Annotated in this window: 20 protein-coding genes and 1 tRNA gene; 15 read left to right on the top strand and 6 right to left on the bottom strand. The window is 63.8% G+C overall.

Annotated elements, in window-relative coordinates; translation table 11 throughout:
* Positions 1 to 21: 21 nt before the first annotated feature.
* Genes FCN77_RS19155 through FCN77_RS19145 form a run of 3 tightly spaced genes read right to left on the bottom strand, consistent with a single transcriptional unit; the run spans position 22 to position 2,239 of the window.
* Positions 22 to 279 (bottom strand): PspC domain-containing protein, encoded by a 258-nt coding sequence (locus FCN77_RS19155; protein ID WP_137323532.1) that lies wholly within the window; start codon positions 277 to 279, stop codon positions 22 to 24.
* A 3-nt stretch (positions 280 to 282) separates the two neighbouring features.
* Complete coding sequence (locus FCN77_RS19150) at positions 283 to 573, bottom strand: hypothetical protein (RefSeq protein WP_137323531.1); 291 nt, start codon at positions 571 to 573, stop codon at positions 283 to 285.
* Between the two features lies 1 nt (position 574).
* Complete coding sequence (locus tag FCN77_RS19145) at positions 575 to 2,239, bottom strand: PspC domain-containing protein (protein WP_137323530.1); 1,665 nt, start codon at positions 2,237 to 2,239, stop codon at positions 575 to 577.
* A gap of 124 nt (positions 2,240 to 2,363) precedes the next feature.
* Here FCN77_RS19145 and FCN77_RS19140 point away from each other — a divergent pair, with 124 nt between their 5' ends.
* Positions 2,364 to 3,788, top strand: a complete 1,425-nt coding sequence (locus tag FCN77_RS19140; protein ID WP_137323529.1) for an ATP-binding protein — start codon at positions 2,364 to 2,366, stop codon at positions 3,786 to 3,788.
* A gap of 5 nt (positions 3,789 to 3,793) precedes the next feature.
* Positions 3,794 to 4,471: a response regulator transcription factor gene (locus tag FCN77_RS19135; protein WP_254679043.1), complete on the top strand. Its 678-nt coding sequence runs from the start codon at positions 3,794 to 3,796 to the stop codon at positions 4,469 to 4,471.
* Positions 4,472 to 4,602: 131 nt separating this feature from the next.
* Here FCN77_RS19135 and FCN77_RS19130 read toward each other — a convergent pair whose 3' ends face one another.
* On the bottom strand, positions 4,603 to 5,820 hold the full coding sequence (locus FCN77_RS19130; protein WP_137323528.1) for a pyridoxal phosphate-dependent aminotransferase: 1,218 nt from the start codon (positions 5,818 to 5,820) through the stop codon (positions 4,603 to 4,605).
* A gap of 272 nt (positions 5,821 to 6,092) precedes the next feature.
* On the opposite strand from FCN77_RS19130, the gene FCN77_RS19125 reads away from it, so the two are divergent.
* From FCN77_RS19125 to rplL, 11 genes are all read left to right on the top strand, one after another.
* Positions 6,093 to 6,165, top strand: a tRNA-Trp gene (locus FCN77_RS19125).
* Between the two features lie 80 nt (positions 6,166 to 6,245).
* Positions 6,246 to 6,530 (top strand): preprotein translocase subunit SecE, encoded by a 285-nt coding sequence (gene secE / locus FCN77_RS19120; RefSeq protein WP_104172015.1) that lies wholly within the window; start codon positions 6,246 to 6,248, stop codon positions 6,528 to 6,530.
* A gap of 115 nt (positions 6,531 to 6,645) precedes the next feature.
* Positions 6,646 to 7,518: a transcription termination/antitermination protein NusG gene (nusG, locus tag FCN77_RS19115; RefSeq protein WP_137323527.1), complete on the top strand. Its 873-nt coding sequence runs from the start codon at positions 6,646 to 6,648 to the stop codon at positions 7,516 to 7,518.
* 130 nt (positions 7,519 to 7,648) lie between these two features.
* A complete protein-coding gene (gene rplK / locus FCN77_RS19110) occupies positions 7,649 to 8,080 on the top strand; it encodes a 50S ribosomal protein L11 (protein WP_024365990.1) in 432 nt (143 codons plus the stop codon).
* 187 nt (positions 8,081 to 8,267) lie between these two features.
* Positions 8,268 to 8,975, top strand: coding sequence for a 50S ribosomal protein L1 (gene rplA / locus FCN77_RS19105; protein ID WP_137323526.1), 708 nt, complete (start codon positions 8,268 to 8,270; stop codon positions 8,973 to 8,975).
* A gap of 160 nt (positions 8,976 to 9,135) precedes the next feature.
* On the top strand, positions 9,136 to 9,804 hold the full coding sequence (locus FCN77_RS27075) for a GNAT family N-acetyltransferase (RefSeq protein ID WP_254678637.1): 669 nt from the start codon (positions 9,136 to 9,138) through the stop codon (positions 9,802 to 9,804).
* An 8-nt stretch (positions 9,805 to 9,812) separates the two neighbouring features.
* Positions 9,813 to 10,223 (top strand): hypothetical protein, encoded by a 411-nt coding sequence (locus tag FCN77_RS27070; protein WP_254678636.1) that lies wholly within the window; start codon positions 9,813 to 9,815, stop codon positions 10,221 to 10,223.
* Entirely contained in the window at positions 10,220 to 11,338 is a 1,119-nt protein-coding gene (locus FCN77_RS19095) for a GNAT family N-acetyltransferase (protein ID WP_254678635.1), read from the top strand. Before FCN77_RS27070 ends, FCN77_RS19095 begins: the two co-directional genes overlap by 4 nt.
* 8 nt (positions 11,339 to 11,346) lie before the next feature.
* On the top strand, positions 11,347 to 12,459 hold the full coding sequence (locus tag FCN77_RS19090) for a GNAT family N-acetyltransferase (protein WP_137323524.1): 1,113 nt from the start codon (positions 11,347 to 11,349) through the stop codon (positions 12,457 to 12,459).
* Between the two features lie 329 nt (positions 12,460 to 12,788).
* Positions 12,789 to 13,379 carry a 50S ribosomal protein L10 gene (gene rplJ / locus FCN77_RS19085; protein ID WP_104172020.1) on the top strand — a complete coding sequence of 197 codons (591 nt, stop codon included), beginning with the start codon at positions 12,789 to 12,791 and terminating at the stop codon, positions 13,377 to 13,379.
* A gap of 80 nt (positions 13,380 to 13,459) precedes the next feature.
* Positions 13,460 to 13,837, top strand: coding sequence for a 50S ribosomal protein L7/L12 (gene rplL / locus FCN77_RS19080; RefSeq protein ID WP_104172021.1), 378 nt, complete (start codon positions 13,460 to 13,462; stop codon positions 13,835 to 13,837).
* A gap of 99 nt (positions 13,838 to 13,936) precedes the next feature.
* Here the strand turns inward: rplL and FCN77_RS19075 are convergent, their stop codons facing one another.
* Positions 13,937 to 14,434: an aminoacyl-tRNA deacylase gene (locus tag FCN77_RS19075; RefSeq protein WP_137323523.1), complete on the bottom strand. Its 498-nt coding sequence runs from the start codon at positions 14,432 to 14,434 to the stop codon at positions 13,937 to 13,939.
* Positions 14,434 to 15,633 (bottom strand): acetyl-CoA C-acetyltransferase, encoded by a 1,200-nt coding sequence (locus FCN77_RS19070; protein ID WP_137323522.1) that lies wholly within the window; start codon positions 15,631 to 15,633, stop codon positions 14,434 to 14,436. The genes FCN77_RS19075 and FCN77_RS19070 overlap by 1 nt, the downstream gene beginning before the upstream one ends.
* A gap of 563 nt (positions 15,634 to 16,196) precedes the next feature.
* Between FCN77_RS19070 and rpoB the strand changes: the two genes are divergently transcribed.
* Both rpoB and FCN77_RS19060 read left to right on the top strand, forming a co-directional pair.
* Positions 16,197 to 19,712 carry a DNA-directed RNA polymerase subunit beta gene (gene rpoB, locus FCN77_RS19065; protein WP_137323521.1) on the top strand — a complete coding sequence of 1,172 codons (3,516 nt, stop codon included), beginning with the start codon at positions 16,197 to 16,199 and terminating at the stop codon, positions 19,710 to 19,712.
* A 117-nt stretch (positions 19,713 to 19,829) separates the two neighbouring features.
* The gene (locus FCN77_RS19060; protein WP_137323520.1) at positions 19,830 to 23,729 is read left to right on the top strand and encodes a DNA-directed RNA polymerase subunit beta'; all 3,900 of its coding nucleotides are present in this window, start codon (positions 19,830 to 19,832) and stop codon (positions 23,727 to 23,729) included.
* Positions 23,730 to 23,919: the final 190 nt, after the last annotated feature.

The following is a 23,919-nucleotide window of genomic DNA, read 5'->3' as shown; positions in this document are numbered from 1 at the left end:
AGGGGCCCTGGGACCCCGTAGTCAGGATCCGTTTATTGATCGTTTGTCCAGGAAGCTCTGGAGGATGATCGCGTTCCGCTGGTCCGGGAGGATCAGCCAGGCTGCGAGGTAGAACACGAAGGCCGGTCCCGGCAGCAGGCTGAGGAGCAGGAACGCGATCCGAACGAAGGCAACATCCACGTTGAGCTTCGCAGCGATGCCTCCGCACACGCCGCCCAGCCACCGTTGCGGACCACGTTTCAGTCCAAGGCCCCTGACAATGCTGAAGAACTTTTCCATGCCTCAAGACTTCCCTGTTGTGGTTTCTTTGTCACGTCCGCGGGCTGAGAGGAGTCCTCCCACCACCAGTGCGGCGCCGGCGCCGATCATCAGGCCGATCAGCACATAGGTGCCGTTCAGTGCCACGATGCCCAGCTGGCCGATGATGATCAAAGCCGCCAGTGCCAGGACGATCAGCCCCCAGACCACCGTGCCAACGCGTGCCGGCGAAGGTCCGCCGTGCCGCGCTCCGGTGCTGCGTGCCGGTTCCGTGGGGAGGGCCGTGGTGTCCGGGGCAGGTTCGTAGCTGCTCATGTCAGTTTCCTTCCTGGATGGTGACGTTGCTCATGGTTCCGTCGATCTCGAGGATGAGCGCGGCGCCGGGCTTGTCGGTGTTGTAGTTGCTCTGCTGCGATGTCATGCCCCCGTGGTTCTTGGAGCCTTCGTTGAGATTGCCCATCGTCATGTCGGCCCTGATTTGCACGGGGACGGTGTTCGGGATGATGACAGTCAGGTTGCTGGCCGTGACATCCAGGGGAATCACGACGTCGGTGCGCAGCGGCGGGGTGAGGTTGAGCCGCGTCAGGTCAGCGGTACCGCTGCCGCCGGTGACGTCAAAACCTTGCGTGGCCTGTTCAATGCTGACCGGGTTCCAGTTGGCTTCCTGGAACCGGAACCGGTCACCATTGGGAACCACGTTGAAGATGCCGCCGATGATGAGCGCCACCACCGCAAAGAAGCCAAGGATTCCCGAGGTCCTGCCCCTCAGGCCTGAGATGAGGATGCCGAGGCCCAGGACTGCGGCACCGCTGGCCCAGACCACCGCGTTCGTGGCGTCTCCGAGATGGGTGATGTTCAGCGCCTCAAGGGCTTTGATGCCGCCTCCAACCAGGAGCGCGAGTCCGGCCGTCACCGCGACGGCCGGGGCTCCGGGGCCCATGTTGCGCACTTTGGGGGCGGGTGCCGAGGGTCCTCCGTAGCCGCCGCCGTAGGGCTGGTTGGGTCCGTACGGGGGAAGGGGGCCGGAGGGGCCGGCGCCGCCGGGTCCGAAACTGCCGGGGCCGGCGCCGGAAGGGCCGTAGCTGGCGGAACCTGGGGCGCCGCCGTCGTACGGGCCGCTGGAGTAGGGGGTGCCGCCGTACGAGCCGGTCGCATACGGCGAGCCGGATGCCGCGGTTGCGGATGATGTGTCCACCGTGGGGGTGGCTGCAAATGCGGCTCCGCCGGAGGCGGCGCCGGCCTGGGCGCTGGTGGTCATGGTGGGCGCTCCGTTCCTGGTCTTATCGCGTTGCGAGAGGTAGTAGATGAGGTAAATCGCGCCGGCGATCCAGAAGACTGTCCAGAAGAAGCCGCCGAAACCGTTCCGTTCCCAGCCCCAGAATCCTCCGCCCAGGCTGGGCAGGCCGATCACCGTGGTGATGAGGGCGCCGGTCATGCCTGTTGACCATCGGCCTGCGCCTGCTTCCTGGGCATGGATGCGGCCGTCGGGCTCGGGCAGCAGGGCCCAGGCGATGCCGTACAGCAGCACGCCGATGCCGGCGAAGATGGACAGGACGATGAAGACGCCGCGCACGATCAGCGGGTCGATGCCCAGCCGGTGTGCAATGCCGCTGGCTACGCCGCCGATCCAGCGGTCGCGTCCACGCTGGATACCGTGTCCCCGGACCCAGTTGAAGAAGTTCTGGGGTTGGGACTGCGGGTAGGCGTTAGGGTACGCATTCGGGTATTCCCCGTTTGGGTAGAGCGGCGGTGCCGGCAGGGGACCGTCGGCGGACGGGCCGGTCCCCGTCGAGGAGTCCTTTGCAGCCGGGTCCTTTGCGGCGGAACCGGCGTTGGGTTCAGCATCGGGGCCGGAGTAGGTGCCGTCCTGGGCAGGGCCGGAGCCGGCGTCAGAATTGCCTTTGGCTGCTTCGGCAGAACCGGGTTCGGGGCGGCCGGACGGCAGCGGATCTTCACTGGGGTTTGCATTGTGCGGGTTCATACTTCGATCCTGCCGGTTGTCAGGTCTGCGCTCTATTGGGGAACACCCTGAGCTGTCCCTGAGTGACCCCCGGTTCGTGCCGAAAACAGGCGTGGGAAACCCTGATCCGTGTTTGGATTGACACATGACAACCGCCGTTTCCCGCCCTCCGCTGGTCCGCAGCAGCGACCGCGTGATTGCCGGCGTGTGCTCCGGACTCGCCGCCCACCTGGGCTGGCCGGTGCGGATGGTCCGGATCGGGATGGTGGTGGCCGCGCTCGCGGGCGGAGCCGGACTGGCGTTCTATGCGTGGCTCTGGATCATGGTTCCCACCGCGGACGAGAACGCGAAGCGGAACGCCAGGCGTCCGGCGTCGCCCATTGCCCCCGCAGTCAGCGCGCCGGGTCCGCTGCCGGTACCGCCGGACTTTGTTGCCGGTCCACCTCCGGCGGCCATGTTCCCGGATCCCGCCACGCTTCCGCTTGCCGTCGGTCAGGACGGCTTGGCTGCTGCCCGGATGAGCGGGCCGGCAGAGGCCGGAGCCTTCAAAGAAAGCACGACGGCGAATCCCGCCTGGTTCCGTTTCCGCCGCATGCCGTACGGCAAGGAAATCCTGCTGGGCGCCGGCCTTTTGCTGGCGGGCGGAATCCTGACCGCGCGGATGCTGGGCGTCGACGTTCCGCTCGGAACCCTGATCCCTGCCGCCGCGATCCTCGGCGGAGCGGCCATCGCGTGGATGCAGCTGGATGAAACCCGGCGGGCCGGTCTCCTCGACAAGACCAAGGCGGACCAGGCCGGCGGCTGGGCGAGGCTCGCCGCTGGACTGGCCTTGGTGGTGGCCGGTGTGCTGGTGATGGTTTCCGGATCCGGGTCCTGGGAGCAGACCTGGCTGGCCCTGCTGGCATCCGTGGCGGTCCTCGGCGGCGTAGCCCTGGTGCTGCTGCCGTGGGGCCTGAAGTTCTGGCGCGACCTGGAAGCAGAGCGCGCGGGCAGGGTCCGCGCCACCGAACGGGCTGAGATTGCCGCCCACCTGCACGACTCCGTCCTGCAAACACTCGCGCTGATCCAGCGCCGCGCCGGAAACGAGCACGACGTCGTGCGGCTGGCCCGCGCCCAGGAACGTGAGCTTCGGGGCTGGCTGTACCGCGACCCCGGCAAGGAGGCCGGGCAGCTCTCGGAGCGCATCCAAGCCGCGGCGGCGGAGGTTGAGGACTCCCTGGGCAACGCCGTCGACGTGGTGAGCGTGGGCGACACCGCCATGACCGAGCGGCACGAAGCACTGGTGCAGGCCAGCCGCGAAGCCATGGTGAACGCGTCCCGCCACGGCGGCGGTGCCGTGTCCGTCTATCTGGAAGTGGCCGACGGCGGCGCGGAAGTTTTCGTCAAGGACCGCGGACCCGGCTTCGACCCGCAGTCGGTTCCGGCCGACCGCATGGGAGTCAGGGAATCGATCGTCGGACGGATGAAGCGCCACGGCGGCACGGCCGTCATCAGCAGCAGTGCGGACGGGACGGAAGTGCGGCTCAGGCTGCCTTCGGACGCCGCGGACAACGGAGAGGGAAAGTCGTGAACAACATCGACACAGCGGGCGCGCATGCAGGAGGTGTTTCAGTTATCCGCGTGGTCATCGTGGATGACCACGCCATCTTCCGTTCGGGACTCAAGGCCGACCTGGACGCCCGCGTCACGGTGGTGGGCGAGGCCGGAACGGTGGAACAGGCCATCGCCGTGATCGCACAGACACGGCCCGAGGTGGTGCTGCTGGACGTGCACCTGCCCGGCGGACTGGGCGGGGGAGGGCGGGAGGTGATTGCCGGCTCGGCGTCCCTGCTGGCCAGCACCAGGTTCCTCGCCCTGAGCGTTTCCGACGCGGCGGAGGATGTCGTATCGGTCATCCGCGCCGGCGCCCGGGGTTATGTGACCAAGAGCATCTCGGGTACCGAAATCACTGACGCCGTGCTGCGGGTGGCCGGCGGCGATGCCGTTTTTTCGCCGCGGCTGGCGGGGTTCGTCCTGGACGCGTTCGGCACTGCGCCGGCGGATATCGCCGACGATGAACTGGACCGCCTCTCCGCCCGTGAACTGGAGGTCATGCGGCTCATCGCCAGGGGCTACAGCTACAAGGAAGTGGCCAAGGAGCTCTTCATCTCCATCAAGACAGTGGAAACCCACGTCTCGGCCGTGCTGCGCAAACTGCAGCTTTCCAGCCGCCACGAACTGACAAAATGGGCCGCCGAACGCAGGCTGCTCTAGCCCCAACGCTCTCTCACTTCCGGTCGCCTAAACCCAAACCCTCTCTCACTTCCGGTCGCTTAAACCCCAACGCTCTCTCACCAGGGTGAGAGAGCGTTGGGGTTTTTCCTGCGAAAGGTGAGAGAGCGTCCTTATTTGGCCTTGCCGAGGAAGCCCTGCAGCCGGGCCACGCCAGTGGCAAGGTCGTCGTCGCCAAGGGCGTAGGACAGCCGGATGTAGCCCGAGGGGCCGAAGGCCTCGCCCGGAACAACGGCAACTTCAACCTCGTCCAGGATCAGGGCTGCAAGTTCGGCGGAGGTCTGCGGGCGGACGGTCCCGTTCGCCGTCTCGAATTCCTTGCCCAGCAGCCCGCGGACATCCGCGTAGACGTAGAAGGCGCCGGTCGGCGTCGGGCATTCCACGCCATCGATGGCGTTCAGGCCCGCCACAATCGCCTTACGGCGGCGGTCAAAGGCGACCTTCATTTCGTCGACGGCGGTGAGCGGGCCGGAGACGGCGGCGAGGGCAGCGATCTGCATGATGTTGGAGACGTTGGACGTGGCGTGGGACTGCAGGTTGGTGGCCGCCTTGATGACGTCGGCCGGGCCGATCATCCAGCCAACCCGCCAGCCGGTCATGGCGTAGGTCTTGGCCACTCCGTTGAGGATGACCACCTTGTCGCCGAGTTCCGGCACGGCGGTGGCAATCGAGGTGAAGGGAACGCCGTCGTAGGTCAGGTGCTCGTAGATTTCGTCGGTGACCACCCACAGTCCCTTGGAGGCGGCCCACAGTCCGATTTCGCGGACCTGCTCCGGGGAGTACACCGAACCCGTGGGGTTGGACGGCGAGACGAACAGCAGGATTTTGGTGCGCTCGGTGAGGGCGGCTTCAAGCTGCTCCACGGTGACCAGGTATTCCTGCTCCGGGCCCGCGAAAACCTCCACAGGCACACCGCCCGCCAGCCGGATGGCTTCCGGGTAGGTGGTCCAGAACGGCGTGGGAACGATCACTTCGTCACCCGGATCAACCAGCGTTGCGAAGGTGTTGTACACCGCCTGCTTACCGCCGTTTGTCACCAGGACCTGGGATGCCTCGGCCTTGTAACCGGAATCCCGGAGGGTCTTCTCCGCGATGGCCTGCTTGAGCTCCGGAAGTCCGGCGGCGGGCGAGTAGCGGTGGTATTTCGGCTGGCCGGCGGCCTCAATGGCGGCCTGCACAATGTATCCGGGGGTGGGAAAATCAGGTTCTCCAGCACCAAAGCCGATGACCGGCCGGCCGGCTGCCTTGAGCGCCTTGGCCTTGGCATCAACGGCAAGGGTGGCGGATTCGGCTATGGCGGAAATGCGTTGGGAAACGCGGGCGGCAGGCATGGCGGGTCCATTCTTCGCGTGCAGCTCGATGGCTGGATGTGGGATTCGACGAAATCTACTCTATGCTGTTCAGCGGATCGTTTAGCGTGGCGGCCAGGAATGTGACCGGAGCCCCGGTCGGTTCCCGGCGGCAGCAACGAAGGTCCGAAATGAGGCTGGTTCGACGTAAGCGCAGTTGTTGCGTAGACTAGTTCTCCGGTGTTGAAAACACGATGATGGCCTGCGCCCCGCGAAGTCTGCGGGAAGTGTGGCGTGATTGGTTTTCGATCCATAGGGTAGTGGCGCAATTGGTAGCGCAGCGGTCTCCAAAACCGCAGGTTGCAGGTTCGAGTCCTGTCTGCCCTGCGCAAGCGGTTCCGGCGGTGAGCCGGAGCCGGCGCAGCAACCATGGTTCAGTTCAGAGCCGGGTATCCGACTTTGCGAGGATGAGTGAGGACCAGGTGACCGAAACGGCTGCAAGCAGCTCCAAGGGCCGCCCCGCCAAGAATGCCGCTAAGGCAGGCTTCTTCGCTCGCATCGCACTCTTCGTCCGCCAGGTTATCGGTGAGCTGAAGAAGGTCGTTGCACCCACCCGCAAGGAACTGATCAATTACACGCTCGTGGTGCTGGTGTTCGTGATCATCATGATGCTCATCGTCACCGTCCTGGACTTGGCTTTCGGGACCGGAGTGAGCTGGGTCTTCGGCGGCACAGGCCCCACGGACCGCTAAGGCGATCCGTCCGCAGACTGCGTGGAATGCTTCCGATAACCGGAGGCATTCGCGGGGTGTGCGGAATTGAGCCATTTAAATAGGCATGTTAGGCAATGAGGAAGCAGGAGACCAAGTGTCTGAGCAGGAGCTCGAGGTAACTGAGACTGAGCTGGATGGGTCCGAGGACAGCACAACAGACGCCGCGGCGGTAGCCGGGGAAGAGTCCGAGGTTGAGTCTGCTGCGCCCGATTCCATCGACGATTCCTCTGAGGCCGACGCTGAAGATGACGCCGACGCCGAAGATGACGCTGACGCTGATGCTGATGACGCCGAAACGGACGAAGCTGACGCTGACACCGACGACGAGCAGGCCGACGCCCTCGCCGCCGCGGCCGCCAAGGCCGACGTCGATCCGGCTGAGGAATTCAAGGCCAAACTGCGTCGCCAGGAAGGCGACTGGTACGTCATCCACTCCTACGCCGGTTACGAAAACCGCGTAAAGGCCAACCTTGAAACCCGTATCCAGACCCTGGACATGGAAGATTACATCTTCGAAATCCAGGTTCCTATGGAAGAAGTCGTGGAGATCAAGAACGCCCAGCGCAAGGTGATCAACCGCGTCCGCATTCCTGGCTACGTCCTGGTCCGCATGGACCTGACGGACGCCTCGTGGGGCGCCGTCCGCCACACCCCCGGTGTCACCGGCTTCGTGGGCAACGCCCACAACCCCGTGCCGCTCCGCCTGGACGAGGTCTTCTCCATGCTGGCCCCGGTCTTCGAAGAAGAGCAGGCCGAGAAGGGCAAGCCGATCAAGCATGCGGCCGCCCAGGTCGACGTCGACTTTGAAGTCGGCGAGTCCGTCATCGTCAAGGAAGGTCCGTTCGAGACCCTCCCGGCCACGATCTCCGAGATCAAGATCGATTCCCAGACCCTCGTGGTTCTGGTATCCATCTTCGAACGCGAAACCCCGGTCACCCTGGCGTTCAACCAGGTCTCCAAGATCTAGCAATACCCACAGAATTCGCTCGGGGCTGCCCGCTTAGCAGCCCCGAAGCGGCCGGTCGCCTCGCCATGGCGGCCACCAACCTGAGGCACGCTCCTGTGTCCCAGGACGTATTTGAGAGAAGGACCCTACATTGGCTCCCAAAAAGAAGGTCACCGGCCTCATCAAGCTGCAGATCCAGGCAGGTGCCGCTAACCCGGCTCCGCCGATCGGTCCTGCGCTTGGCCAGCACGGTGTCAACATCATGGAATTCTGCAAGGCGTACAACGCTGCGACGGAAGCCCAGCGCGGCAACGTTATTCCTGTGGAAATCACGGTTTACGAAGACCGTTCATTCACGTTCATCACCAAGACCCCGCCCGCTGCAGAGCTCATCAAGAAGGCTGCAGGCGTTGCCAAGGGTTCACCTACCCCGCACACCGTCAAGGTTGCCAAGCTGACCCAGGCCCAGGTCAACGAGATCGCCACCACCAAGATGGAAGACCTCAACGCCACCAGCCTCGAAGGCGCAGCGAAGATCATCGCCGGCACCGCCCGCTCCATGGGTATCACCGTCGAGGGTTAATTCCCCACCGCTGATGCGGCTCGGGATCGGGAAATCGATCACGACGCCGGACGGCACCGCCGGGAGACCGGCACCACTGAAACATTGAAATGTCAGAAACCCGGCACGGATAATCCAGCCGGAATCCTGACTGTGGCAGGGCCCAGCGCGGTCCGCAGACCACAACTGCACAAGGAGAATAAGCAGCATGGCAAAGCGCAGCAAAGCATATGAGGCAGCCGCCGCCAAGATCGACGCGGAGAAGTTCTACGCGCCGTTCGAGGCAGTGACGCTGGCCAAGGACACCAACCCGTCCAAGTTCGACGCCACCGTTGAGGTCGCTTTCCGCCTGGGTGTAGACCCGCGTAAGGCCGATCAGATGGTCCGTGGCACCGTCCTCCTGCCGCACGGTACCGGTAAGGTTGCCCGCGTCCTGGTCTTCGCAACGGGCGACAAGGCCGAAGCAGCAATCGCTGCCGGCGCCGACTTCGTTGGTTCCGATGACCTGATCGAAAAGATCGCAGCCGGCTGGACCGACTTCGACGCCGCCGTTGCCACCCCTGACCTCATGGGCAAGGTTGGCCGCCTCGGTAAGGTCCTGGGCCCGCGTAACCTGATGCCGAACCCGAAGACCGGCACCGTGACCGCTGACGTCGCCAAGGCCGTCAACGACATCAAGGGCGGCAAGATCGACTTCCGCGTCGACAAGCACTCGAACCTGCACTTCATCATCGGCAAGGTTTCGTTCGACGCCGCCAAGCTGGCCGAGAACTACGCCGCAGCTCTGGAAGAGGTGCTTCGCCTGAAGCCGTCCGCTTCCAAGGGCCGCTACATCCAGAAGGCCACCGTGGCTACCACGTTCGGCCCGGGCATCTCGGTTGACCCCAACGTCACCAAGGTCCTGACCGAGGTCTAATCCTCACCAGGCTCGAAAGAAAGACCGTCCCGCTTGTGCGGGGCGGTCTTTCTGCGTTCGTCCTGTTTGCGTGTCCAACCGGCGGCAGGGACGCATGTGCCGCGAGGGCGCGTGCAGGCATTGCGTGTGCCACAGGCTCCCGGCGGCTAGGCTGTCCCCCGTGGATACAGCGCCGTACCTCATCGAACCACTCGTCCTGCCTGCCGCAATTGATTCAACGGACGCCGGTGAGTTCCTGGAATTCGTAGGACTCAGCGACGCGCTGGTGCTGGAAACATGGGGCAACCCGGACCGTTCGTCACCGGCCAAGGCCCGGCTACAGTATTGGCGCGATAACCCGTACACCCGGTTGCGGCTTTTCTTTGTGCGGGTGGACGGACGCATGGTGGCAAGGTCCTGGATCCGGTTCGGGCTCCAGGAGAACGTCCACACGGCGCTCCTTCACGTGAATGTGCTTGCGGAGTTCTGCGGACGCGGCATCGGGACGGCGCTGGTGTGCCATGCCGAGGAGTTGGCGGCATTACTCTGCCGGACCACGCTGCAGACCTTCACGGAACACCCCGCCGACTTTGACCCCGAGGACCCCCGGCTGCTCAAGCCCGCAACGGGAACCGGAGGGGTGCCGGGAGAGGCCAGGGGCGTCCGGTTCGCGCGGCGGACCGGCTACAGGCTGGAGCAGGTGGAGCGCTTCAGCAGCATGAACCTGCCTTCCGGGGAGGGCACTTTGGCTGCCCTTGGAATGAAGTGCAGCTCAAGGCTGGCGAGTATTAGCTGCTGCACTGGACGGACGGCTGTCCCGATGAATACGCGGACCAGCTGGCAGTCCTGATGTCACGCGTGAGCACCGATGCGCCCAGCGGCGCCCTGAGCAATGACGCGGAATCGTGGGACGTGGCGCGGGTCCGCCATGTCGAGAAGACCTGGAAGCAGGCGGGCCTGCATTCGCTCGTGGCCAGCGCGAGGCACCGCGAAACGGGCGAACTTGCCGCCTATACCGTCCTGCAGGTGTCCGCGGGGAAGCCGTGGCTGGCCAGCCAGGACGACACTCTGGTGGCCAGCCATCACCGGGGGCACCGGCTGGGCATGCTGGTCAAGATCCTGAACATCCGCAGGCTGCTGTCCGGCTACCCCGCAGTGGAGCGCATCATCACGTTCAACGCAGCGGAAAACGATCACATGCTGTCCATCAACGTGGCGCTTGGGTTCTGCCCTGCAGGGTATGACGGCGAGTGGCAGAAGGCGCCGTGAACGGTCTGGTGATCACCGCCGTCGCCGTCCCCCAGGCCGGAGACCGGGGCTCAGGCACTGAGCGGGAACCCGACCTGTTGGCGTGCCGCGCGCTCCGGGATGCCCACCATCTGGCGCTCTGGGGAAACCTGGACCGCGCGTCCACGCTCCGGGAGGACCAGGAGTACTGGCGGGGAAACGGGTACGAGGACCGTCTGCAGTACCTGGCCAGGCTGGACGGAGCACCAGTGGGCACCTGCTCCGTGGTGCTGCCGCTGAAAGAGAATACCGCCACGGCATGGATCGAGGTCCTGGTGGCTGCCCCGCACCGCCGGCAGGGGATAGGCCGGCGGCTCCTCGCCTGTGCCGAGGAGGTGGCACGGGAGCGCGGACGCACCGTGTTTGACGGCTACTGCGAAGAGCCGTTATCGCATTCCAAAGCAATGGCGGATGACCACGGCGGGCCGGGGGACCTGCTGCCGGCGAAGTCGGGAAGCGGAGGCGTTCCGCTGAATGGGGCGTCAACACGGTTTGCCCTCGCCTGCGGCTACGAACTGGAGCAGGTGGAGCGGTCAAGCATGCTGCCGCTGCCGGTCGAGTCCGGGGTGCTGGACAGGTTGGGGGCCGATGCCAGGGCGTATGCGGACGGCTACCGCACAGTGGGTTGGCAAGGCAGTTGCCCGGACACGCTGGTGGATGCCTATGCCGGGCTGAAAAGCCGGATGAGCGCCGATGTGCCCACGGCCGGCCTGGAAGTCGAGGCGGAGGAATGGGACGCCGCGCGGGTCCGGGCCGAGGAACAGAGCTGGGCTCGGGGCGGTGTGGATTCACTTGTGGCCGCGGTGCAGCACAGGGCTTCCGGTGAACTGGTCGCCTACACCCTGCTGAGTCACCGTCCGGAGCGTCCCCATGTCCTGATCCAGGAGGACACCCTCGTGACAGGACCGCACCGCGGCCACCGGCTGGGAATGCTGGCCAAGATTGCCAATATCCGCCGTGCCGGGGAGGTCTGGCCCGCCGCGCGGTCCGTCATCACGTGGAATGCCAGCGAAAACCGGCATATGCTGGCGATAAATATTTCGCTTGGATTCAAGCCCGCCGGCTTTGAAGGTGAGTGGCAGAAACGACTGGAATGACGCCCTCTATGGCACAAGACGTACGGATCGAACAACTCTGGATTCCCGATTCCCTCGACGGGCCGGACTGCACCGACTTCCTGGCCGCCGTCGAAGTCGGTCGCAAGGTACGGATGCAGACCTGGGGGAGTGACGATCTCGCGTACACCCCGCTTGAAAAGCTCCTGGAACTTGCCGATCCCTACGAACGCCAGGTGATTCTGGTGGCCAAGGTCGACGGTGACATCGTGGGAGCCGTGGACATTGCCCTGCCCCTGGCGGACAACCTGGACCTCGCGGAATTTACGCTGGACATCCTGCCGGAGTTCCAGCGCCAGGGTGTGGGCCGCCAGCTCCTGGAGGCGGCGGAGCAGTTCGCCCGCGACGAGGGCCGGACCATGATCCTGATCGACACCAACCATCCCGGCGTCTCCCTGAGCACCAGCGAGGCCGACCAGTTGGTCCCCGGCTCCGGCCTGGGGTTTGTGCCGATGGGCAGCAGGGAAGTCGAATTTGCCCGCAAGACGGGTTACACGCTGCAGCACATTGAGCAGTTCAGCTCGTGCCTGCTGCCGCTGGACACCAAGCTTGTCGCGGAGCTCGAAGACGAGGCCGAACAGGCTAACGCCGGCAGGTACCGCCTCCATCACTGGACGGACAGGTGCCCGGACAAATGGCTTGAGGCCGTGGCCGCGCTGGAAAACCAGGCAGGTGAGGACACCACACCATCGTCGAGGACCGAAGAGCAGCTGGTGTTCGACGGCGCCATGATCAGGGAAGCTGAAGAGGCCACCATCGCGCAGGGCCGGCGCACGGTGGTCACCGCCGTCGAGCACCTCGCCACCGGAATGCTAGTGGGACTGACCACCATCAGCGTCCTGTCCCAGCGGCAGGACGTGGTGTTCCAGGACGACACGGTGGTGATGCAGGAACACCGGGGCAACAAGCTGGGCCTGCTGATCAAGGTGGCCAACATGGAACGCCTTACGGAGCAGTTCCCCGATGCCAGGGTCATCTACACGTGGAACGCTCCGGAGAACCGGTATTTACTCAAGGTGAACCAGCAGTTGGGTTTCACCACTGCAGGTGTCACGGGAATCTGGCAGAAGGACCTCCCGGACTTCGGGCCGAGCAGCAGCTGAGCGGCGCCGGGCAGCAGCCTCGCCTCCCGCGTGGAGACCGATTTGGAGTACGGGCCGCGTTGCCCGTAAGCTTGAACTACCAAAGACCGTCGGTTGTTGGAAATCCACTCTCCTGAGCATCGCTCAATACTGCAGTTGTGTGCGGGAGAGCCAGTGGGTTTTCGGACGAAGGACCCTGAACATAGGGCGGCCGGCGCAGGTGAACGAAGCAAAGCTCCGCGGTTAAACTGTGTTGAGCCAAGCCCCGTGCATCTGCGCGGGGCGTTTTTTAGTTTTAGCTCACCTGAGCGGGGACCCGGTATACCGGCACTATCCCCGGAAGGAGGGTTATGGCAACGCCTGCAAAGGTTTCAGCAGTAGCTGAGATCACTAACGATTTCAAGGAATCGAACGCCGCTGTCCTGACCGAATACCGTGGGCTCACTGTTGCACAGCTCAAGCAGCTGCGTGTTTCTCTCGGCCAGGACACCAAGTTCTCGGTCGTCAAGAACACCCTGACCGCCATTGCAGCCAAGGAAGCTGGTGTCGAAGCATTCGACGGTCAGCTCGCCGGCCCCACTGCAATCGCGTTCATCAAGGGTGACGCAGTTGCAGCGGCCAAGAGCCTGACGGATTTTGCCAAGACCAACAAGCAGCTGGTTATCAAGACCGGTTACTTCGAGGGCAAGGCACTGAACGCCAGCGAAGTTGCTGCCCTGGCAGCACTCGAGTCCCGCGAGCTGCAGCTCGCCAAGGTTGCAGGGATCCTCAAGGCTCCTGCCGCCGCCGCTGTACGCATCATTGACGCCCTGCGCCTCAAGCTTGAAGAAGAGAACGGTGCACCGGCAGCAGCCGAAGCGCCCGCCGCTGAAGAAGCCCCGGCCGCAGAAGCAGCAGAGACCGAAGCTCCGGCCGAAGCCGCAGCCACCGAAGAGAACTAACTTTCTCTTTCAAACCAGACTCCGGTGCGAAGGCAACGGCCCAGGCCGCCAAGCACCACCTATAGGAAGGACGCCACACCATGGCGAAGCTCACCAACGAAGAGCTCATTGAAGCTTTCAAGGAACTGACCATCATCGAGCTCTCCGAGTTCGTCAAGCTCTTCGAAGAGACCTTCGAAGTTACCGCTGCTGCTGTTGCTGTTGCCGGCCCCGCCGGTGGCGGCGCCGCTGAAGAAGCTGAAGAGCAGACCGAATTCGACGTCGTTCTCGAAGCTGCTGGCGACAAGAAGATCGCAGTGATCAAGGAAGTTCGCGCCATCACTTCCCTGGGCCTCAAGGAAGCCAAGGACGTTGTCGACAGCGCTCCGAAGGCCGTCCTCGAAGGCGTCACCAAGGAAGCTGCAGAGAAGGCCAAGGATCAGCTCGAAGCTGCCGGCGCCCGCGTTACCGTCAAGTAACACTCTCTGCTCCGGAAGGCTTCCAGCTTTCCGTACGGCTCCGGGAACCCCGTCCACTCCGGTGGGCGGGGTTTCCTGCGTTTAACCCAGCGTGCCCCATTAGATGGCGTCGCTGATGTCCGCGACCACGGCGTCCAGGGCAGTGGTCAACGCATCGGCGTCCACGAACGCGCTGTAGCCATGTTCCCCGGCGCCCATGGAAATGCGCCTCCCAGTGATGGTCCGGTCCGCGTACACCGGCCACGGCGTGGTACTCCCCAGCGGCGTGATGGTGCCGCGTTCGTACCCCGTGGCTTCCAGGGCGACGTCGGCCGGCGGCAGCGAGAGCTTGTTGACCCCCACCAGCCCCCTCAGCTTGGGCCAGGAGATCTGCCGGTCGCCGGGTATCAAAGCAAAGAGGAAACTTCCGTCCTTGTGCTTCACCACCAGGGACTTCACAATGTCCGCCGGCGTAATGCCCAGGATGCCGGCGGCCTCCTCAAGGCTCCTGGCTGCAAGCCGCTCCACTATTTCGACGTCGAGGCCCCGCGCGGCGGCGTCGGCCAGGAACCGTGCCCTGCCGACGCTCCCCGCCGCGTCCGCCGATGAAGCCGCCATCAGTCCCGGAACAGCAGAAGGGCCTCGCCCTGCCCGCCGCCGCCGCACAGCGAAACGGCGGCCTTGCCGCTGCCCCGCCGCTTGAGCTCGTGGGCGGCATGCGCCGCCAGCCGCGCACCGGAGGCGCCGATCGGGTGACCCAGGGCGATGGCACCGCCGTGGATGTTGCACTTTTCCAGCGGGTACTTAAGGTCCTTGAGCGACTGGACGGCAACGGAGCCGAACGCCTCGTTGATCTCAATGAAGTCGAGATCCCCGGTGGTCCAGCCGGCGCGGTCAAGGGCGTTCTTTATCGCGTTGGACGGCTGCGAGTGCAGCGAGTTGTCCGGGCCTGCGACCTGGCCTGGCTTCCCGACGACTGCCAGGTAGTCCAGGCCGTTGTCTTCGGCATATTTCCTGGTCGTCAGCACCAGCGCTGAAGCGCCGTCGGAGAGGGGCGAGGAGTTGCCCGCAGTGATGGTGCCGTCGCTCACGAAGGCGGCGCGCAGCCCGGCCAGCGATTCGACCGTTGTATTGGGGCGCACGCCTTCATCGGTGGAGACAACGATGGGATCACCCTTGCGCTGCTTGACGCTGATCGGTGCGATCTCGTCGTCGAAGACGCCGTCCTTTGCCGCCAGCGCGGCACGCTGGTGCGACTGGGCCGCCACATTGTCCTGCGATGTCCGGTCAATGCCCAGGACCAGGTTCTTGCTTTCGGTCGAAAGGCCCATGGACTGCCCGTCAAAGGCGTCCGTCAGGCCGTCGTGCGCGGCAACGTCCAGAGCCTGGATGGCGCCGTACGTCCACCCCTGCCGGGAGCCCGGCAGGATGTGCGGGGCCCTTGTCATGGATTCCTGGCCGCCGGCGACGACGACGGTGGCGTCACCGCTGCGGATCATTCGGGCGGCGTCAATCACCGCGGTCAGTCCGGAGAGGCATACCTTATTGATAGTCACCGTGGGGACATTCCATCCGATGCCTGCCCCGATGGCGCTTTGCCGCGCCGGATTCTGTCCGGCGCCGGCCTGAAGGACCTGGCCCATGATCACCGCGTCCACCCGGTCTGCGCCGACGCCGCTCGCCGCAAGGGCAGCCTTGATTGCGTGCGCCCCGAGTTCCACTGCCGTGAAGCTGGCCAGCTGCCCGTTGAGGCGGCCCTGCGGCGTGCGGGCCGCGGCGAGGATGACAACATCGTTGTTGTCTGGGGAGTTGCTCATGGTTATCTCTTCCGATCTGTGACGATGTAGGCCAAGGCTATCGTGAGCCGAATCACCTATCCATTCAAACGCCGTTCCGGCCGGCTCCATTCCGCCGGGTATGGGGACAACTGCCCATGGTGCCAGTGTGCGGCGCCGGACGCGGCTGAGTAGGGTGGCGGAAACGCCGCACCGACGACGGAACCGTCCAGCGCGTCAGCTGCGCCGTCGTCGTCCAAAAAGCTGTAGCGGGGGAGCGCCGCCTGCCGGAGGGGCAGAGGGGGCGGAATAGGTGCCTTCGGCAACGGTGCTTGCAATAACCGGGGAAGTGGGGTAGACACCTGCGATGTTTTGCCGTATCGTAGATATTTGCGTCTTCCCTGTTTACCTTCAGCCTTCATATAGCGGTGGGCTTTGCCTAGCAGCTGATCCATTAACGTGCCGTCAAAGACGCGCATCATCATGGACAGCCTGGGTTCCCGGGTCATATAGCGGAACCGGACTGGTAGCGCTGCGGAGTCATTCTGCAGGGCTTGCAACGGGGGAGATCTGAAAACGCCTGAAGGTCTGTGGAAGGATCCCTCTTGGTCGCCTCGAGCACCTCTAATGTAAACAACGCTACCGCTATCAATGCCGACAGCACCGATGGTGCCACTCGCCGGCTCTCATTCGCAAAGATTCACGAACCCCTTGACGTTCCGAATCTGCTTGCCCTGCAAACGGACAGCTTCGACTGGCTGGTCGGAAACGAACGCTGGCAGGCACGCGTTGCGAAAGCTGTCGAAGAAGGCGACCTCAGCGTCGCCACTAGCTCCGGTCTGTCTGACATCTTCGAAGAGATCTCCCCGATCGAGGATTTCCAGGGCACCATGTCCCTGAGCTTCTCCGATCCGGAGTTTGCTGACCCCAAGTACACCATGGCCGAGTGCAAGGACCGGGACGCAACGTACTCGGCTCCGCTGTACGTTAAAGCCGAATTCATGAACAACAACACGGGCGAAATCAAGCAGCAGACCGTGTTCATGGGTGACTTCCCGCTGATGACCGAGAAGGGCACCTTCGTAGTCAACGGCACCGAGCGTGTCGTCGTTTCGCAGCTGGTCCGTTCCCCGGGCGCGTACTTCGAGCGCACCGCCGACAAGACCAGTGACAAGGACATCTTCACTGCGAAGATCATCCCGTCCCGCGGTGCCTGGTTCGAACTCGAAATCGACAAGCGCGACCAGGTCGGCGTGCGCCTTGACCGCAAGCGCAAGCAGTCCGTCACGGTGCTGCTGAAGGCCCTCGGCTGGACCGAAGGCCAGATCCTCGAAGAGTTCGGCCAGTACGACTCCATGCGCGCAACGCTGGAGAAGGACGCCACCGAGACCCGCGAAGACGCCTTGCTGGACATCTACCGGAAGCTGCGACCGGGCGAGCCGCCCACAGTCGAGGCTGCCCAGTCCCTGCTGGACAACCTGTACTTCAACTCCAAGCGCTACGATCTGGCCAAGGTCGGCCGTTACAAGATCAACCGCAAGCTTGGCATCGACCGCTCCCTTGGTGACAAGGAAGCTTCGGTCCTGCACGTTGAAGACATCGTCGCAATGATCAAGTTCCTGGTTGCCCTGCACGCCGGCGAGAAGACCCTCACGGGCAAGCGCGACGGCCAGGACCACGAGCTGCGCGTCGAGATCGACGACATCGACCACTTCGGCAACCGCCGCATCCGCGCCGTCGGCGAGCTCATCGAGAACCAGGTCCGCACCGGCCTGTCCCGTATGGAGCGCGTTGTCCGCGAGCGTATGACCACCCAGGACGTCGAGGCCATCACGCCTCAGACGCTGATCAACATCCGCCCGGTTGTTGCAGCCATCAAGGAGTTCTTCGGAACGTCCCAGCTGTCGCAGTTCATGGACCAGAACAACCCGTTGTCGGGTCTGACCCACAAGCGCCGTCTGTCCGCGCTTGGCCCGGGTGGTCTGTCCCGTGACCGTGCAGGCATGGAAGTCCGAGACGTTCACCCGTCCCACTACGGACGTATGTGCCCCATCGAAACTCCTGAAGGCCCGAACATCGGTCTGATCGGTTCGTTGGCTTCCTACGGCCGCATCAACCCCTTCGGCTTCATCGAGACTCCTTACCGCCTCGTCTCCGAGGGCGTCGTTTCCGATGAGGTCCAGTACCTGACGGCCGACGACGAAGCAGAGGTCCTGATTGCACAGGCCAACGCTCCGCTGGACGAGAACAAGAAGTTCGCCGAAGAGACCGTCCTGGTCCGCGCCCGTGGTGGTGGAGGCGAGCCTGTGCTGGTTCCCGCCGGCGAGGTCGAGTTCATGGACGTTTCCCCGCGCCAGATGGTGTCCGTGGCTACAGCCCTGATCCCGTTCCTCGAGCATGACGATGCTAACCGCGCACTCATGGGTGCCAACATGCAGCGCCAGGCCGTGCCGCTGGTCCGTTCCGAGGCGCCGTTCGTCGGTACCGGCATGGAGCGCGCCGCTGCAGTCGACGCCGGCGACGTCACCATCGCGAAAAAAGCCGGTGTGGTCACCGAGGTTTCCGCCGAGCTCGTCATCATGCTCAACGACGACGGTACGGAAACCAACTACCGCATCAACAAGTTCGCCCGCTCCAACCAGGGCAACTGCTACAACAACCGCGTTCTGGTGAGCGAAGGCCAGCGCCTGGAGGTCGGCGGCATCATCGCTGACGGCCCGGCAACGGACCAGGGCGAACTGGCCCTCGGTAAGAACCTGCTCGTGGCATTCATGTCATGGGAAGGCCACAACTTCGAGGACGCCATCATCCTCTCGCAGCGCATTGTTGCCGAGGACGTTCTTTCCTCCATCCACATCGAGGAGCATGAGATCGATGCCCGCGACACCAAGCTTGGTGCCGAGGAAATCACCCGTGATATCCCCAACGTGTCCGAGGAAGTCCTGGCGGGCCTGGACGAGCGCGGCATCATCCACATTGGTGCCGAGGTTGAAGCCGGCGACATCCTGGTCGGAAAGGTCACCCCGAAGGGTGAAACCGAGCTGACCCCGGAGGAGCGCCTGCTGCGCGCCATCTTCGGCGAGAAGTCCCGCGAAGTCCGCGATACGTCCCTGAAGGTTCCGCACGGCGAGTCCGGCACCGTCATCGGCGTCCGCGTCTTCGACCGCGACAACGACGACGAACTGCCCCCGGGCGTCAACCAGCTGGTCCGCGTCTACGTGGCCGCCAAGCGCAAGATCACCGACGGCGACAAGCTCGCCGGCCGTCACGGCAACAAGGGTGTTATCTCCAAGATCCTTCCGATCGAGGACATGCCCTTCCTTGCCGACGGCACCCCCGTTGATATCGTCCTGAACCCGCTGGGTGTTCCGGGCCGTATGAACGTCGGCCAGGTGCTCGAAACGCACCTCGGCTGGGTTGCCAAGACCGGTTGGAAGATCGAAGGCGAGCCCGAGTGGGTCAAGCAGCTGCCGAACCTGCCGCGCGAGAGTGGCCAGACCACTGTTGCAACGCCGGTCTTCGACGGTGCTCGTGAGGAAGAAATCACGGGCCTGCTCGACTCCACCAACGTGACCCGCGATGGCGAGCGCCTGATCAACTCCTCGGGCAAGACCCGCCTGTTTGACGGCCGCTCCGGCGAACCGTTCCCGGATCCGATCTCGGTCGGCTACATGTACATCCTGAAGCTCCACCACCTGGTGGACGACAAGATCCACGCACGCTCCACCGGCCCGTACTCCATGATCACGCAGCAGCCGCTGGGTGGTAAGGCACAGTTCGGTGGCCAGCGCTTCGGTGAAATGGAAGTGTGGGCGCTCGAAGCTTACGGCGCCGCCTACACGCTCCAGGAACTCCTCACGATCAAGTCGGATGATATCCACGGTCGCGTGAAGGTCTACGAAGCCATCGTCAAGGGCGAGAACATCCCGGAGCCGGGCGTTCCTGAGTCCTTCAAGGTCTTGATCAAGGAAATGCAGTCGCTGTGCCTGAACGTGGAAGTGCTTTCCACGGACGGAACCACAATTGAAATGCGTGACTCTGATGACGCAGTCTTCACGGCTGCGGAAGAACTGGGCATCGATCTGTCTCGTGCAGAGCCCAGTTCCGTAGAAGAGGTCTAGCAGGGGGTGTCTGGGAAAAGCAAGCGGCCCCGCCGCGCTGTCTTTCCCAGGCACCACCTCCCTCTTCCCGTAACCCAAGACTTCAGAATTTAGAGAACAAGAGAGAACAGGGACCATATGTCCAGCGAATCCTCCTTCGGCCTCATGCAGATCGGCCTCGCCACCGCGGAAGACATCCGTGGCTGGTCTTACGGCGAGGTTAAGAAGCCGGAAACCATCAACTACCGCACGCTCAAGCCCGAGAAGGACGGCCTCTTCTGCGAGAAGATCTTTGGCCCGTCCCGCGACTGGGAATGCTACTGCGGCAAGTACAAGCGTGTGCGCTTCAAGGGCATCATTTGTGAGCGGTGTGGCGTTGAGGTCACCCGTGCCAAGGTGCGCCGCGAGCGCATGGGCCACATCGAGCTGGCTGCGCCCGTAACGCACATCTGGTACTTCAAGGGTGTTCCGTCCCGCCTGGGCTACCTCCTTGACCTGGCGCCGAAGGACCTCGAAAAGGTCATCTACTTCGCTGCCTACATGATCACGAGCGTCGACGCCGACAGCCGCCACGAGGAACTGCCCAACCTGCAGGTTGAGCACGACATCGAGAAGAAGCAGTTGGTAGACAACCGCGACTCGGACATCGCCACGATCGCCCGCGACCTTGAGAACGAGCTTGCCCGTCTCGAAGGCGAAGGCGCCAAGGCTGCCGACAAGAAGAAGGCCCGCGATTCCGCGGACCGTCAGATGGCCAACGTGCGTAAGCGTGCCGACGCCGACATCGAGCGCCTTGAGCAGGTCTGGGACCGTTTCAAGAACCTGAAGGTCGCTGACCTCGAAGGTGATGAAGGCCTCTACCGCGAACTGCGTGACCGCTACGGCATGTACTTCGAAGGCTCCATGGGTGCCGAAGCCATCAAGAAGCGTCTTGAGAACTTCGACATGCAGGCCGAGTCGGACCTCCTGCGCGACATCATTGCCAACGGCAAGGGCCAGCGCAAGACCCGCGCCCTGAAGCGACTGAAGGTTGTCAACGCATTCCTGACCACCAACAACAGCCCGCTCGGCATGGTGCTGGACGCCGTCCCGGTGATCCCGCCGGAACTGCGCCCCATGGTCCAGCTGGACGGTGGCCGCTTCGCGACCTCCGACCTCAACGACCTGTACCGCCGCGTGATCAACCGCAACAACCGTCTCAAGCGACTGCTTGACCTGGGTGCTCCGGAGATCATCGTCAACAACGAGAAGCGCATGCTTCAGGAAGCCGTTGACAGCCTGTTCGACAACGGCCGCCGTGGCCGTCCGGTCACCGGGCCGGGCAACCGTCCGCTGAAGTCCCTGAGCGACATGCTCAAGGGCAAGCAGGGCCGCTTCCGCCAGAACCTCCTGGGTAAGCGCGTTGACTACTCGGGCCGTTCGGTTATCGTCGTCGGTCCGCAGCTGAAGCTGCACCAGTGTGGCCTGCCCAAGCAGATGGCGCTGGAGCTCTTCAAGCCGTTCGTGATGAAGCGCCTGGTTGACCTCAACCACGCCCAGAACATCAAGTCGGCCAAGCGCATGGTTGAGCGTTACCGTCCGCAGGTCTGGGACGTTCTCGAAGAGATCATCACCGAGCACCCTGTGCTGCTGAACCGTGCACCTACCCTGCACCGCCTCGGCATCCAGGCGTTCGAACCCCAGCTTGTTGAAGGTAAGGCAATCCAGCTGCACCCGCTGGTTTGTGGCGCCTTCAACGCTGACTTCGACGGCGACCAGATGGCAGTCCACCTGCCGCTGAGCCCCGAAGCCCAGGCTGAGGCACGCATCCTGATGCTGTCCTCGAACAACATCCTGAAGCCGTCTGACGGCCGCCCGGTGACCCTTCCTTCGCAGGATATGATCATCGGTCTCTACCACCTGACCACCAAACGTGTCGGTTCAGCTGGCGAAGGCCGCATCTTCTCCTCCGTGTCAGAAGCCATCATGGCGTTCGACCTGCACGAGCTGCACCTGAACTCCCAGGTCAAGATCCGCCTTGAGGGCTTTGTCCCTTACGCCGGCTGGGAAGCTCCGGAAGGCTGGGAGCCGGGTCAGACCGCTCTCGTCCAGACCTCCCTGGGCCAGGTCATCTTCAACGAGACCCTGCCCGAGGACTACCCGTGGGTTGAGGCTGTTGCTGACAAGGGCGAACTGTCCCGAATCGTCAACGACCTCGCCGAGCGCTACCCGAAGGTTGTTACCGCGGCAACGCTGGACAACCTGAAGGATGCCGGTTTCTACTGGGCCACCCGATCAGGGGTCACCGTTGCTATCTCCGACATCGAGGTTCCGGTCGAGAAGCCGGTCATCCTTGCCGGTTACGAAGAGCGCGCTGCCAAGATCCAGGGCCAGTACGACAAGGGCCTGATCGACGACGACGAGCGTCGCCAGGAACTGATCGAGATCTGGAACAAGGCAACCAACGAGATCGCCCAGGTCATGCGTGACAACCTGTCGCCGATGAACACCATCAACCGCATGGTGTCCTCCGGTGCACGTGGTAACTGGATGCAGGTCCGTCAGATCGCGGGTATCCGTGGCCTGGTGGCCAACCCTAAGGGTGAAATCATCCCGCGTCCGATCAAGTCCTCCTACCGCGAGGGCCTGTCGGTGCTGGAATACTTCATCGCCACGCACGGTGCCCGTAAGGGTCTGGCCGACACCGCCCTGCGTACCGCCAACTCGGGTTACCTGACCCGTCGTCTGGTGGACGTCTCGCAGGACGTCATCGTCCGTGAAGAGGACTGCGGCACCGAACGCGGCCTCATCACTCCCATTGCCGTGGCTGACGCCAACGGCGAGCTGGTGCTGGACGAGAACGTCGAGAACAGCGCGTACGCCCGTACCCTGGCCGTGGATGTCGTTGACTCCAAGGGCAAGGTCCTGGCACCGGCCGGCACTGACTGCGGCGACGTCGTCATTGCCGAGCTGTTCGCAGCCGGCATCACCGAGGTCAAGGTCCGCTCCGTACTCACCTGTGAGTCCAGCGTCGGCACCTGCGCCCTGTGCTACGGCCGTTCGTTGGCCACCGGCAAGACCGTGGACATCGGTGAGGCCGTGGGCATCATCGCTGCACAGTCCATCGGTGAGCCGGGTACCCAGCTGACCATGCGTACGTTCCACACCGGTGGTGCTGTTTCGGCCAGCGGTGGCGACGACATCACCCAGGGTCTGCCCCGTATCCAGGAGCTTTTCGAAGCCCGTACTCCGAAGGGTGTCGCACCGATTGCTGAAGCAGCCGGCCGCATCGCCATCGAAGAGTCCGAGCGGCAGATGCGCCTGGTCATCACTCCGGATGACGGCAGCGAAGAGATCGCCTACCCGGTCCTGCGCCGTTCACGTCTCCTGATTGAAGACGGCCAGCACGTCGCGGTGGGCCAGAAGCTCATCAACGGTCCGGTTGACCCCAAGCAGGTTCTGCGCATCATGGGCCCCCGTGCCGCACAGAAGTTCCTGGTGGACGAGGTCCAGGGCGTGTACCGCAGCCAGGGCATCGGTATCCACGACAAGCACGTCGAGGTTATCGTCCGCCAGATGCTGCGCCGCGTCACGGTCATCGAATCGGGTGAATCCGACCTGCTCCCCGGTGAGCTGGCCGAGCGCAGCCGCTTCGAAGACGCCAACCGCCGCGTTGTGTCCGAGGGCAAGACTCCGGCTTCCGGACGTCCGGAGCTCATGGGTATCACCAAGGCGTCCCTGGCCACCGAGTCCTGGCTGTCCGCAGCTTCCTTCCAGGAAACCACCCGCGTCCTGACGCAGGCGGCCATGGAAGGCAAGAGCGATCCGCTGCTCGGCCTCAAGGAAAACGTCATCATCGGTAAGCTCATCCCCGCCGGCACGGGTCTACCGCGCTACACGGAGGTCACGGTGGAACCGACTGAAGAAGCAAAGGCCAACCTGTTCACGGGTCCCAGCGCTTTCAGCGACTTCTCCTATGACACGCTGGGCGGCGACGGAGCTCCTGAGTTCCACGCCATCCCGCTGGATGACTACGATCTCGGCAACGACTTCCGGTAACCGTTAGTCCGTCGTCAGGCCCCGTCCCACTCTGCTTCTATCAGCGGAGCGGGGCGGGGCCTTTCCGTTGGCGCATGGCCGCCGATTAAGGCTGGGCGGCCGTCCATGTTAGACTGGATACCAATTGTTATTGTGGCAGTGGATGAGTGCGCCGGTTGAGCTGAAAGGCTGAACCAGAGCGACGTTTCCG

The sequence above is a fragment of the Arthrobacter sp. 24S4-2 genome (assembly GCF_005280255.1).
Taxonomy (GTDB): Bacteria; Actinomycetota; Actinomycetes; order Actinomycetales; family Micrococcaceae; genus Arthrobacter.
This window is presented reverse-complemented; position numbering and strand designations above follow the sequence as displayed.